12 protein-coding genes and 1 pseudogene are annotated in these 12,888 nt (G+C 70.1%); all 13 read left to right on the top strand.

Going from position 1 to position 12,888, the window contains the following annotated elements; all coding sequences use genetic code 11:
• The first annotated feature begins 68 nt into the window (after window positions 1–68).
• Window positions 69–1,559, top strand: a complete 1,491-nt coding sequence (locus tag Acor_RS37700) for a polysaccharide deacetylase family protein (RefSeq protein WP_155341559.1) — start codon at window positions 69–71, stop codon at window positions 1,557–1,559.
• A 28-nt stretch (window positions 1,560–1,587) separates the two neighbouring features.
• Entirely contained in the window at window positions 1,588–1,668 is an 81-nt protein-coding gene (locus Acor_RS46560; RefSeq protein ID WP_422664863.1) for a putative leader peptide, read from the top strand.
• 173 nt (window positions 1,669–1,841) lie between these two features.
• Entirely contained in the window at window positions 1,842–3,686 is a 1,845-nt protein-coding gene (locus Acor_RS37695) for a 2-oxoacid:acceptor oxidoreductase subunit alpha (protein WP_155341558.1), read from the top strand.
• A complete protein-coding gene (locus Acor_RS37690; RefSeq protein WP_246239681.1) occupies window positions 3,679–4,725 on the top strand; it encodes a 2-oxoacid:ferredoxin oxidoreductase subunit beta in 1,047 nt (348 codons plus the stop codon). Before Acor_RS37695 ends, Acor_RS37690 begins: the two co-directional genes overlap by 8 nt.
• A 97-nt stretch (window positions 4,726–4,822) precedes the next feature.
• Window positions 4,823–5,539, top strand: a complete 717-nt coding sequence (locus Acor_RS37685) for a class I SAM-dependent methyltransferase (protein ID WP_155341557.1) — start codon at window positions 4,823–4,825, stop codon at window positions 5,537–5,539.
• Between the two features lie 39 nt (window positions 5,540–5,578).
• Entirely contained in the window at window positions 5,579–6,244 is a 666-nt protein-coding gene (locus Acor_RS37680) for a polysaccharide deacetylase family protein (protein ID WP_170317289.1), read from the top strand.
• A 1-nt stretch (window position 6,245) separates the two neighbouring features.
• Window positions 6,246–7,163, top strand: a complete 918-nt coding sequence (locus Acor_RS37675) for a glycosyltransferase family 2 protein (RefSeq protein WP_155341555.1) — start codon at window positions 6,246–6,248, stop codon at window positions 7,161–7,163.
• Between the two features lie 7 nt (window positions 7,164–7,170).
• Window positions 7,171–8,220, top strand: coding sequence for a GNAT family N-acetyltransferase (locus tag Acor_RS37670; RefSeq protein WP_155341554.1), 1,050 nt, complete (start codon window positions 7,171–7,173; stop codon window positions 8,218–8,220).
• A gap of 112 nt (window positions 8,221–8,332) precedes the next feature.
• Window positions 8,333–9,256, top strand: a complete 924-nt coding sequence (locus Acor_RS37665) for a glycosyltransferase family 2 protein (protein WP_246239678.1) — start codon at window positions 8,333–8,335, stop codon at window positions 9,254–9,256.
• Window positions 9,253–10,569, top strand: a complete 1,317-nt coding sequence (locus tag Acor_RS37660) for a nucleotide sugar dehydrogenase (protein ID WP_155341553.1) — start codon at window positions 9,253–9,255, stop codon at window positions 10,567–10,569. The genes Acor_RS37665 and Acor_RS37660 overlap by 4 nt, the downstream gene beginning before the upstream one ends.
• Before the next feature lie 28 nt (window positions 10,570–10,597).
• Complete coding sequence (locus Acor_RS37655; RefSeq protein ID WP_246239676.1) at window positions 10,598–11,737, top strand: glycosyltransferase family 4 protein; 1,140 nt, start codon at window positions 10,598–10,600, stop codon at window positions 11,735–11,737.
• Complete coding sequence (locus Acor_RS37650) at window positions 11,734–12,561, top strand: glycosyltransferase (RefSeq protein WP_155341551.1); 828 nt, start codon at window positions 11,734–11,736, stop codon at window positions 12,559–12,561. Before Acor_RS37655 ends, Acor_RS37650 begins: the two co-directional genes overlap by 4 nt.
• A 17-nt stretch (window positions 12,562–12,578) precedes the next feature.
• Window positions 12,579–12,888: pseudogene (locus tag Acor_RS37645) on the top strand (hypothetical protein); the annotation flags it as partial.

Here is a 12,888-nt window from a genome sequence, read left to right as displayed (position 1 = left end):
CTCAAAGAAACCATCAAACAATGACAAAGAGGCATGATTGATAGCCAAACCACCATAACGTGGCATACATGCCTTCACTGCGATTCTCCGGAGGAATTGCGCTGTGCGCCGCACTGTGCGTGGGCTGCGGCGTTACCTCCCCCGCGAGTGACGGGCAGCCTGACGACGAGATCACCATGGCCTCCGAGCCGACCATGCTCACCTACGTCGACCCCGCCGACGTCGAGGGACTGGCCCCGCAGACCATCTCCGGAGACTCACGCCAGCCCCACCTGCACCTCAACTACCCGACCCTGCCCTTCACCAAGGCCCTCAACGAGCGGCTCCACCGCGACATGGCCAAGGCGGCCGCCGACTACACCGCGCACACGACGACCGACCGCTTTCCGGCCCCGGAGTACAACGTCGACTGGCAGCTCAGCGCCGTGGCCAGTGACGTGGTCGGGGTCCGGCTGCGCACCGGCGAGTTCGGCGGCGTGCGCTGGGCGAACTCCACCCAGACCCTCTGGTACGACCGGACGGCCGGCCGCGTCTTCGAATCCGCCCAGCTGGTGAACAATCTGAACCTGCTGTCCGCCCTGGTGAAGCAGCACCTGGACCGCGACCCGGCGGTGGACGCCGACGTGGTGCACCCCGACCCGCTGCTGTTCGACTCGCTGAACTTCAACTCCCGCGGCGACCTGGTGGTGGAGTTCGACGACTACCAGGTGGCCCCCGGCTCGATGGGCCGGATCGCGGCCGCCATCCCGCGCAAGGACGCCGACGCGCTGCTCACCTCGTTCGGGCGGCGGGCCAGGCACGCGGTGGAGCGGGCGATACCGGCGACGGTGCCGCAGATCGTCCCGATGAGCTCGTCCGAGCGGTCCAGTTCGGGAGCCCAGCGGCTGGGGTCGGCGAACAACCGGCCCGGCCGGGTGGACTGCACGGTCGCGAACTGCGTGGCGCTCACCTTCGACGACGGGCCAGGGCCGTACACCGGGCGGGTGCTGGACGCGCTGCGGCACGAGCGGGCCACCTTCTTCACGGTCGGCGCGAACGCGGCGGCCCGGCCGGACCTGCTGGACCGGATGCGCGACGAAGGGCACGAGGTGGCCAACCACACCTGGTCGCACCGGGATCTCACCACGATGGCGGCGAACCGGGTGTTCGACCAGCTGAGCCGTACCCAGAGCCTGATCAAGGACGCCACGGGGCAGACGCCGACGCTGGCCAGGGCCCCGTACGGCGCGACCGACCCGAACGTCACCGAGGTCGCCAAGGAGCTGGGCCTGTGCCTGGTCCAGTGGAACGTCGACCCGATGGACTGGCAGAGCGACAACCCCAGTGCGATCGTGTCCGCCACGCTCAGCAAGACACGCCGGAACTCGATCGTCCTGCTGCACGACACCAACCCGGCCACCGCCGACGCGCTGCCCGCGATTGTGGCCGGGCTCGCCGCGCGCGGGTTCACGCTCGTTACCGTGCCCGAGTTGTACGCCCCTGCGGGCATGACCCCCGGCCAGACCTACGACGCAGGTGGGAGGGCATCCGTCTCGCGTCGTGGGCAACCGCTGCCGTGACAGCGGCGGGGACATATAGTTAGACAGCGTGACCCGAAACATCCTCTTCGCTCGCCGGCACGTGGACCTCTGCCGGCTCGCGTCGGGGCTGTGTCGCCGGGCGACCTGACACAGTGACGTTCTCCTGATGGCCCCCCAGGATCACTGTTTGACCGCCCCGCGTAAGTCACACCCCGGCGAAGAGCAAACCACGACAATTCATCGTGGCTCCAGGGATCTAGCATGGAAACAAGAACGCGACGAGCTCGTGCGCTCGGTCGCGTCAAGGAGGATTGAGCAGCTGTGACCAAACAGGTTCAGCAACTCGACCGCGTGATCATCCGGTTCGCGGGTGACTCCGGCGACGGCATGCAGCTGACCGGAGACCGCTTCACCGCGGAGACCGCAGAGTTCGGCAACGACCTCTCCACTCTCCCCAACTTCCCGGCCGAGATCCGCGCTCCCGCGGGCACTCTGCCGGGCGTGTCGAGCTTCCAGCTCCACTTCGCCGACCATGACATCCTGACCCCAGGGGACGCGCCCAACGTCCTGGTCGCGATGAACCCGGCCGCGCTCAAGGCGAACCTGTCCGACCTCCCGCGTGGGGCCGACATCATCGCGAACTCGGACGAGTTCACCAAGCGCAACCTGGCCAAGGTCGGCTACACGGAGAGCCCGCTCGATGACGAGTCGCTGAGCGAGTGGCGGGTGCACTCGGTGCCGCTGACCTCGCTGACCGTCAAGGCGCTGGAAGACTTCGACATCTCGAAGAAGGACGCGGAGCGCGCGAAGAACATGTTCGCGCTCGGCCTGCTGTCGTGGCTCTACCACCGGCCGGTCGAGGCCACCATCAGATTCATCGAGTCCAAATTCGCGAAAAAGCCGGACATCGCCAAGTCCAACGTGGCGGCGTTCAACGCGGGCTGGAACTACGGGGAGACCACCGAGGCGTTCTCGGTGTCGTACGAGATCAAGCCGGCCAAGCTGGCGCCGGGGATCTACCGGAACATCTCCGGCAACCAGGCGCTGGCGTACGGACTGATCGCCGCGTCCGTGCAGGCGAAGCTGCCGCTGTTCCTGGGGTCTTATCCGATCACTCCGGCCTCCGACATCCTGCACGAACTGTCCAAGCACAAGCGCTTCGGGATCCGGACCTTCCAGGCCGAGGACGAGATCGCGGGCGTCGGGGCGGCGCTGGGCGCGTCCTTCGGCGGCGCGCTCGGGGTGACCACGACATCGGGGCCCGGCGTGGCCCTGAAGGCCGAGACCGTGGGCCTGGCGGTGACCACCGAACTCCCGCTCATCGTCGTCGACGTGCAGCGGGCCGGACCGTCCACCGGCATGCCCACCAAGACCGAGCAGACCGACCTGCTGATGGCCCTGTACGGCCGGAACGGTGAATCCCCCATCCCGGTCGTCGCCCCCGCGACCCCGTCGGACTGTTTCGCCATCGCGGTGGAAGCGGCCAGGATCGCGCTGAAGTACCGCACCCCGGTCATGCTCCTGTCCGACGGCTACCTGGCCAACGGCTCGGAGCCGTGGAAGCTCCCGGAGATCGACGACCTGCCCGACATTTCCGTCGATTTCACCACCGAGAGCAACAGCGACGACGGCACGTTCCTGCCGTTCAAGCGGGACGCCGAGACCCTCGCCCGGCCGTGGGCGGTCCCGGGCACGCCCGGCCTGGAGCACCGGATCGGCGGCATCGAGAAGGCCGACGGCACCGGCAACATCTCCTACGACCCGAACAACCACGACCTGATGGTCCGGCTCCGGCAGGCCAAGATCGACGGCATCGACGTGCCCGATCTGGAGGTGGACGACCCGTCCGGTTCCGCTCGGGTGCTCGTGCTCGGGTGGGGCTCCACCTACGGCCCGATCGCGGCGGCGCTGCGCCGGGTGCGCAAGGCGGGCGGCCAGGTCGCCCAGGCCCACCTGCGGCATCTCAACCCGTTCCCCAAGAACATCGGCGAGGTGCTGAAGTCCTACGACAAGGTGCTGCTGCCGGAGATCAACCTCGGCCAGCTGGCTTTACTGCTGCGGGCCAAGTTCCTGGTGGACATCATCAGCTACAACCGTGTTCGCGGGCTTCCGTTCAAGGCCGAGGAGCTGGCCGGCGTGATCCAGGACGTGATCGACAGTGAGTGAATCGTTGAACGGCAAGGGCCTGGCCCTCATCCCCAGGGCCGAGGCCAAGCAGACGATGAAGGAGTTCAAGTCCGACCAGGAGGTCCGCTGGTGCCCCGGCTGCGGGGACTACGCGATCCTGGCGGCGGTGCAGTCCTTCATGCCGGAACTCGGGATCAAGCGTGAGAACACCGTGTTCGTGTCCGGGATCGGGTGCTCGTCCCGGTTTCCGTACTACCTGAACACCTACGGCTTCCACTCCATCCACGGGCGGGCGCCGGCGATCGCGACCGGCCTGGCCGCGTCCCGGCCCGACCTGTCGGTGTGGGTGATCACCGGGGACGGCGACGCGCTGTCCATCGGCGGGAACCACCTGATCCACTCGCTGCGCCGCAACGTCAACCTGAACATCCTGCTGTTCAACAACCGGATCTACGGCCTGACGAAGGGGCAGTACTCGCCCACCTCGGAGATCGGGAAGATCACCAAGTCGACGCCGATGGGGTCGCTGGACAAGCCGTTCAACCCGATCTCGCTGGCGCTCGGCGCCGAGGCCGGGTTCGTGGCGCGGACCCTGGACAGCGACCGCAAGCACCTGCAGTCGGTGCTGCGCGAGGCGGTGGCGCACCGGGGCACATCGCTGGTGGAGATCTACCAGAACTGCAACATCTTCAACGACGGCGCCTTCGAGATGATGAAGGACCCGGAGACCCGGGACGCGATCACGGTCCGGCTGGAGCACGGGCAGCCGATCGTCTTCGCCGACCAGGCCGTCCGGCTGGCCCGCACCGGCGGCGTCGAGGTGGTGCCGCGGGCGTCGGTGCGCGAGGAGGAGATCCTGGTGCACGACGTGCACAACCCGGATCCTTCGCTCGCCTTCGCGCTCAGCCGGTTGGACGAACCCGCGTTCGCGCACGTGCCGATCGGAATCTTCCGGTCGGTGGACCGGCCGTCCTACGACCAGCTGATGAACGAGCAGGTGGCGGCGGCGACCACGCAGAAGGGCCAGGGCAGCCTGACCGATCTGCTGCACGGGGGAGACACCTGGCGCATCGGCTAGAAGCCACGGATCGTGATATTTACGGATCTACCGCTGTCGCACGGGGTGTGGCGGCGGTAGGTTCGTTGCACCGTTCCAGCTGATCCGTGGAGGCGATGTGACCGTTCTGCTGGAGACTGTCCCCCTTCTTGAGCTTGCTACCGAAGAAGTCGGCGGGGCATTCGGTGGGCTACTCGCGGGAAATATCCGGCGCGCGCGGCAGCGGCTGAGCCGCCTGCTGTTCGATCGCCGCTATGGCGTGGAAACTGCGGAATTCGCCCACCTGGACCAGTTCGGTCTCGCACATCATGAACGTGTCTACTACTCGCCGGCCAACTGGGGCACGCTCCGCCGTACCCTGCCGGCGCACGAGGTCGGGGCCGACGACGTCTTCATCGACCTGGGCTCGGGCAAGGCCAGGATGGTCCTGGAGGCGGCGGCCCGCTACCGGTTCCGCCAAGTGATCGGCGTCGAACTCTCCGCCGAGCTCACCGAGGTGGCGCGGGCCAACCTGAAGTCCACCCGGCTGCCGGTCCGCGCCGACCGGGTTGACCTGATCCAGTCCGACGTGCTCAACTACCGGATTCCGGACGACGTCTCGGTGGTCTTCCTGAACAACCCGTTCCGGGGCGAGATCTTCGCCGCCGCGATCACCAACCTGCTCGACTCGGTGGACCGCCGGCCGCGGCCCGTCAGGGTCATCTACTTCAACCCGGTCGAGGAGCCGTTCCTGCTGAGCACCGGCCGGTTCCGGCACCTCCGTACGGTCACCCGCGGCCGGGCCGGCGAGATCGACGTGTTCGGCACCACGCGGATTTACTCCATCACCACATAACAGAACCCGAGGACACCTGAATAGAGAGGGATGACGCGCGTGGGAAGGGTCATCAACCTGACCGTACACGGGATCGGGCCGACCGAGCGGGAGCTCGATCCCGGCGAGGACGGCACCTGGGTGAACATCGACCAGTTCGAACGGGTGCTGGACGCCGTGGTCGGCCGCGACGACGTGCGGATCACCTTCGACGACAGCAACGCCTCCGACACGGTGATCGCGCTTCCCCGACTGCTCGATCGCGGCCTGACCGCCGAGTTCTTCGTGCTGGCTGGCCTGCTCGGACGGCCGGGCCGATTAACCCGGCAGGACGTGCGCGCCCTGATCCAGGCGGGCATGCGGGTCGGCTCGCACGGCTGGGCGCACCGGGACTGGCGGCGGATCGACGACCGGCAGGCCGAAGAGGAGCTGACCGAGTCGCACCGGACGCTCACCGAGCTGACCGGGCGCCCGGTGTCCCGGGTGGCGATCCCGTTCGGCTCCTACGACCGGCATGTGCTGCGGCGGCTCAGGCGGGCTGGGGTGACCCGGGCCTACACCAGCGACGGGGGCGCGGCCACACCCGGCACCTGGCTACAGGCGCGCACCAGCCTGGTCTGCGGACTGGACGCGGACTGGACCAGGCGGGTGCTGGACGAGACGCCGCCGCCGATGATCCGGGCCAGGAAACTGACCGGCCGAGTGATGAAGCGGGTGCGCGGCTGACATGCGTGAGATACCGAGAGTGGCCGTCGTCATCGTCACCTACAACAGCGCCGACGTGCTGAGCGCCTGCCTGGCCTCGCTCCCCGACGGGGCCGACGGCGTCGAACTGGCCGCGGTGGTGGTGGCCGACAACGCATCCGCGGACGATTCGCTGGCCATCGCCGCGCTCGCCGAGGTGCCGGTCACGCCGGTCCAGCTGGGCCGCAACGCCGGCTACGCGGCGGCCGTCAACGCGGGCATCGCCGCTCTCGACCTGGACCGGCTCGACGCGGTGTACGTGCTGAACCCCGACTGCCGGCTGCCGCCCAAGTCGATCGCGCCCCTGATCCTGGCGCTGGACCGCCCGGGGGTCGGCATCGCCGTACCCAAGATGATCAACCCGGACGGGTCGCTGCAACCGTCGCTGCGCCGGATGCCGACCGTCGGCCGGGCCGTGATCGAAGCGGTCATCGGGGGCGGCCGGGCGGGCCGGATCGGCCGGCTGGGCGAACTGATCACCGATCCGCGGGAGTACGTGCAGGCGGGCCCGGTGGCCTGGGCGACCGGAGCGGCCATGCTCATCTCGGTGCCCGCCATCCGGGCGGTCGGCCCGTGGGACGAGTCGTTCCTGCTGTACAGCGAGGAGACCGAGTACGCGCTGCGCGCCGCCGACCTCGGCTGGAGCCTCTGGTACGAGCCGGCCGCGCTGATCGAGCACATCGGCGGCGACTCCGGGGTCAATCCCACCCTGGCCGCGCTGCTGCTGGTCAACAAGGTGAAGCTGTTCCGCCGCCGCCGCGGCCCGCTGGCCGGGACCGCCTACTACCTGGCCGTCCTGGCCGGTGAGTCGGTCCGGGCGCTGGCCGGTCGCCGAGTGTCGCAGAAGTCGGTCCTCTGGCTGCTGCGCCCGTCCCGGCGGATGACCGCCCTGCCCGGGTGAGCGCCAGATGACCACGACTTTCATCGCGTTCGACCGGCTCGGCGCCGCGGAACTGGACGCCTGGCACACGCTGCGGGCGAAGAACCCGCTATTGGACAGCCCGTACTTCCATCCGGGATTCGCGGCGGCCGTGCACGCGAGCGGGCCGCCGGTCACGGTGGCGGTGCACCGGGACGCCCGCGGCGAGGTGACCGCGCTGCTGGCCGGGCACCGCGACGGCACGCTGCTGCGGCCGGTGGGCTGGCCGGGCGCGGACTTCCAGGGGCCCGTGCTGGCCCCCGGCACCACGTTCGACCCCCGGCTGCTGCTCACCGGCGGCGTCCGCGCGTTCCCCTTCGACCACCTGCTGGACGGCCTGGCCGACGCCGAGCCGTGGGTGCTCTCCCGGCGGCCGTCCCCCTTCCTGGACGTGACCGGCGGCCTGGACGGATACCTGGGGCGGGCGTCCAAGTCCGGCAAGGACAACATGGGCCAGGCCCGCCGCCGGGCCGCGAAAGCGGCCCGCGAGCTGGGCGAGATACGCTTCGCCGCCGACGTGGTGGACGCGGCGGCGCTGGCCCGGGTGGTGGAGCTGAAGCGGGCCCAGTACCGGGCCACCGGCGCGGCCGACTACTTCGCCGAGCCCGGCCGGGCCGAACTGCTGACCCGGCTGATGGGCACCCGGGACCCGGACTTCGCCGGCGTGCTGTCCACCCTGCACGCGGGCCCGACGCTGCTGGCCGCGCACTTCGGCATGCGTTCCGGCGGCGTGCTGCACTGGTGGTTCCCGGTCTACGATCCGGCTTTCGGCCGGCTCGCCCCCGGCTGGATGCTGCTGCGCGAGCTGGTGTCCGCCGCCCCCGCGCTCGGCCTGACCCGGATCGATCTGGGCCGGGGCGACGACGAGTACAAGCGCCGGGCCAAGACCGGGGAGTGCCAGGTGGCCCAGGGCCTGGTCACCCGCAGCCGGGTCCGGCTTCTGCTGCGCCGCGCCCGGGAGTCCGCGCTGGCCACAGCAAAGTCCTCGGCGGCCGGACCCGCGCTGCGCGGACTGGCTCACCGATTCCGCGACCGTTAGCTCTCGCCGTTGGTAACGTTCCAAGGGCCACATACGACAATAAGTGGTGAGACGGGGGTTACGCGTGGAAAGCCCCGCTGCCCTTGAGGCACGATGGGGGGGCTCAGCGCGGGTGAAGATCAGCATTCTCGGGCTTGCGCGCATCGCGATCGTCATCGTCACGTACAACAGCGCCGCCGTTCTGGCCGAATGCCTGGGCTCGCTGCCCGAGGGCTCCCGGGGGGTGAACCTCACCCAGGTGGTGGTGGCCGACAACGCCTCCCAGGACGAGTCCGCGCAGATCGCTGAGAACGCCGGCGCGCAGCTCGTCCAGACCGGCCGTAACGCGGGGTACGCCGCCGCCATCAACGCCGGGCTGGCCACCCTGGACCTCGACCAGCTCGACGGCGTGATGGTCCTCAACCCCGACTGCAAGGTGCATCCGGGCGCGCTGGCCGTGCTGGCCGGGGCGTTGCAGGAGCCCGACCGGGGCATCGTGGTCCCCCGCCTGACCAAACCGGACGGCTCGCTGCAACCCTCGCTGCGCCGAGAGGCCACCGTGCACGCCGCGTTCGCCGAGGCGGTGATCGGCGGCTCGCTGTCCGGCCGGATCGGCAGCTTCGGCGAGGTGATCACCGATCCCCGCCACTACGAACGCGCCGGGACGTTCGCCTGGGCGACCGGCGCCGCCATGCTGCTCGGCACCGAAGCCATCCGCCAGCTCGGCCCGTGGGACGAGTCGTTCCTGCTGTACAGCGAGGAGACCGAGTACGCGCTGCGCGCCGCCGACCAGGGCTGGATGCTCTGGTACGAGCCGACGGCGGTGGTCGAGCACATCGGCGGCGAATCGGGCACCAACCCGATGCTGGCGGCCCTGCTCATGGTGAACAAGGTCCGCCTGTTCCGAAGACGCCGGGGCCGGACCGCCTCGGCCGCCTACTACCTCTGCATCGTCCTGGGCCAGTCGGTACGCGCGGCCATGGGCAGCCGTACGGCCAGAGCCGCGCTGGTGGCCCTGCTGTTTCCGTCACGCCGCATCCGGGAGTTACCACAGTGAGAATAAGCGTCTTCGGCCTGGGCTACGTCGGCTGTGTCTCCGCGGCCTGCCTCGCCGCCCGCGGCCACCAGGTCATCGGGGTGGACGTCAACCCGGCCAAGGTCGAGCTGGTCGCGTCCGGTCAGGCCCCGGTCGTCGAGGAGCGGATCGGCGAGCTGACCGCCGAGATGGTCGGCTCCGGCGCGCTGCGGGCCACCACGGACACCGCCACCGCGATCAGGGAGACCGACATCTCGCTGGTCTGCGTGGGCACCCCCTCGGCGGCCAACGGCAGCCTGTCCACCGAGTACCTGGAGCGGGTGGCCGAGGAGATCGGCCTGGCGCTGCGGGACCAGCCCGGCCGGCACACCGTGGTCTTCCGCAGCACCATGCTGCCGGGCACCTGCGAATCGCTGCTGGTGCCGATCCTGGAGAAGGCCTCGGGCCGGACCGCCGGCGTGGACTTCGGGGTGGCGGTGAACCCGGAGTTCTTACGCGAGGGCACCAGCGTGAAGGACTTCTTCGACCCGCCCAAGACCGTCATCGGCGAACTGGACCCCGCCAGCGGCGACATGGTGGCCGGCCTGTACACGGGTCTGCCCGGCCAGATCTTCCGGGTGCCGATCGCGGTGGCCGAGATGACCAAGTACGCCGACAACTCCTACCACGGCCTGAAGATCGCCTTCGCCAACGAACTGGGCGCCGTCTGCGCCGCGCTGGGCCTGGACTCGCACCGGGTGATGGACGTGTTCCTGGCCGACACCAAGCTGAACGTCAGCCCCGCCTACCTGCGCCCCGGCTTCGCCTTCGGCGGCTCCTGCCTGCCCAAGGACCTGCGCGGCCTGGTGTACGCGGCGCGCCGCGCGGACGTGTCGGTGCCGCTGCTCTCGCACGTGCTGCCCTCCAACGACGAGCACCTGCGCCGGGCCTTCGATCTGGTCGCCGCCACCGGCAAACGCAAGATCGGCCTGTTCGGGCTGTCGTTCAAGCCGGGCACGGACGATCTGCGCGAGAGCCCGCTGGTGGAACTCGCGGAACGCCTACTGGGCAAGGGATACGATCTCCGGATCTACGACGCCAATGTCGCACTTTCCCGGCTGATTGGCGCGAACCGGGACTACATTGAGGCCAGGCTGCCCCATCTCGGGGATCTGCTCAGCAATTCCGTCGATGACGTGCTGAACCATGCCGAAGTCTGCGTGGTGGGCTGCAAGGACCCGGCCGTGCTGACCGCCCTCGACGGCAGCGGCGACCGGACGATCATCGACCTCGTCCGCCTGCCCGACGCGGAAGAGCGTCGGCAACGACCTGGGTATGTGGGACTTGGCTGGTAAAGCGCTCATCCTTGTCGAAAACCTGTCCGTGCCGTTCGACCGCAGGGTGTGGCAGGAGAGCCTCGCCCTGCGCGATGCGGGCTGGGAGGTGCACGTCATCTGCCCGCGCGGCACCAAGCGGGACACCGAGCCGGAAGCGGAGATCGACGGCATCAGAATCCACCGCTACCCGCTGCGGGCCGCCACCGGCGGCCCGCTCGGCTACCTGCGTGAGTACGGCACGGCGCTGTGGCACACCTACCGGCTGGCCCGCCGGGTGGGCCGGGTGGACGTGGTGCACGCGTGCAACCCGCCCGACCTGTTCTTCCTGGTCACGCGGGCGCTGCGGGGACGCGCCACGCGGTTCGTGTTCGACCAGCACGACCTGGTGCCCGAGCTGTACCTGTCCCGGTTCAACCGGGGGCAGGACCTGCTCTACCGGCTGGTGTGCCGGCTGGAGCGCGCCACCTTCCGGGCCGCCGACGTGGTCATCTCCACCAACGAGAGCTACCGCCAGGTGGCGCTCACCCGCGGCGGCAAGTCGCCCGACCAGGTCTTCGTGGTGCGCAGCGCGCCCGCCGTGGAGCGGTTCCACCAGGCCGATCCGGACGAGTCAATCAAGAAGGGCAAGCCGTACCTGCTCTGCTACCTCGGTGTCATGGGGCCGCAGGACGGAGTGGACTACGCGCTGCGCGCGCTGGCCAAACTCCGGTACGAGCAGGGGCGCTCCGACTGGCACGCGGTCTTCGTCGGCGCCGGGGACACCTTCGACGCGATGGTCCGGCTCAGCGCCGAACTGGGCCTGGCCGACTGCGTGGACTTCACCGGGCGCATTCCGGACGAGGATCTGCTGCGGTATCTGTCCACCGCCGATGTGTGCCTGTCGCCGGATCCGTACAACCCGCTCAACGACGTGTCCACCATGAACAAGGTCATGGAGTACATGGCGATGGCCCGCCCGATCGTCTCCTTCGAGCTGCGCGAGGCCCGGGTGTCGGCGGGCGAGGCGGCCCTGTACGCCCCCGCCAACGACGAGGCCGAATTCGCCAAACTGGTCGCCCTGCTGCTGGACGACCCGGACCAGCGCCGCCGGATGGGCGAACTCGGCCAGGCCCGGGTGCGCGGCCCGCTGTCCTGGGAGAACTCCAGGAGGACGCTGATCGCCGCGTACCAGGCCGCGATCAAATGACGCCCGTCGCCGGTGTGGTCATCCCGGCGCACAACGAGGAGGCTGTGCTCGGCCGCACCCTCGCCCGGCTGCTGGCCGAGGCCGCCCCCGGCGAGCTGGACGTGGTGGTGGTGGCCAACGCCTGCCAGGACGGCACGGCGGAGGTCGCCAGGAACGCGGGAGCCCGGGTGATCGGGACCCCCGTCCCCGGCAAGGCGCACGCGCTGCGCCTGGGCGACGCGGCCTGCCGGGTGTTCCCGCGCGTCTACCTGGACGCCGACGTCGAGCTGAGCACCGCCTCGGTACGGGCGCTGGCCGCCGCCCTGGCCCGCCCCGGCGTGCTGGCCGCCGCCCCCGTCCCCGTCTGGGAACTGGCGGGGGCCGGCTGGCTGGCCCGCCGGGTGCACCGGGTGCACGACCAGCTGATCGGCCCGCGCCGGGCCCTGGCCGGAGTCGGCGTGTACGCGCTGAGCCAGGCCGGCCACGACCGGGTCTTCCCGCTCCCTGACGTGGTCGCCGACGACGAACTGGTGCACCGCAGCTTCACCCCGGCCGAACGGGCGGTGGTCCCCGAGGCCCGCTCGCTGATCCGCCCGGCCCGCACCGTGCGGGCCCACCTGAACCGCCGGGTCCGGGTCAGGCGCGGCAACCGGCAGCTCGCCGAGCTGGGCCTGCCCGCCGGCGAGGGCCGGCTCGGGATCCGATCCCTGGCCGCGCTGGTGGGCAGGCGGGCGGTGAGCCCACTGGACGCGGCCTGCTACCTGGCCGTGCTGGTCGCGGACCGCGCCGTCACCGCCCGGCGGCGGGACGCCATATCGTGGGCCACGGACGCGAGCAGCCGATGACGGTGAGAGGAACTTTCATGCGGGGACGCCTCAGGCGAACCGTCGGGCTGGCCGCCCTCGTCTTGCTGGCAGTCGCGGCCTGCACCTCGGCTCCGCCGCCGCCGACGACGGCCGAGCCGACCCCGCCGTCGCCGTCACCCAGTCCTTCCGGCGGCTGCGGGCAGTACCCGACCCCCGCGTGCACGGGCGTGCCCAAGGGCGCCCAGTTGAAGAAGCTGCCGCTGAACATGGACGGCGAGACGCTACGGATCACCAAGCGCGGCACCCGGCTGGACCGGGTGCACGTCCCCGGCAACCTGCTGATCACCGCCAACGACGTGGAGATCA

The organism is Acrocarpospora corrugata (assembly GCF_009687845.1).
In the GTDB taxonomy this organism is placed as follows: Bacteria; Actinomycetota; Actinomycetes; order Streptosporangiales; family Streptosporangiaceae; genus Acrocarpospora; species Acrocarpospora corrugata.
This window is presented reverse-complemented; position numbering and strand designations above follow the sequence as displayed.

Coding starts and splice junctions, on each gene's coding strand:
- Acor_RS37650 (WP_155341551.1), top strand. CDS start 11,734: ATGACGCCCGTCGCCGGTGTGGTCATCCCGGCGCACAACGAGGAGGCT.
- Acor_RS37675 (WP_155341555.1), top strand. CDS start 6,246: ATGCGTGAGATACCGAGAGTGGCCGTCGTCATCGTCACCTACAACAGC.
- Acor_RS37700 (WP_155341559.1), top strand. CDS start 69: ATGCCTTCACTGCGATTCTCCGGAGGAATTGCGCTGTGCGCCGCACTG.
- Acor_RS37670 (WP_155341554.1), top strand. CDS start 7,171: ATGACCACGACTTTCATCGCGTTCGACCGGCTCGGCGCCGCGGAACTG.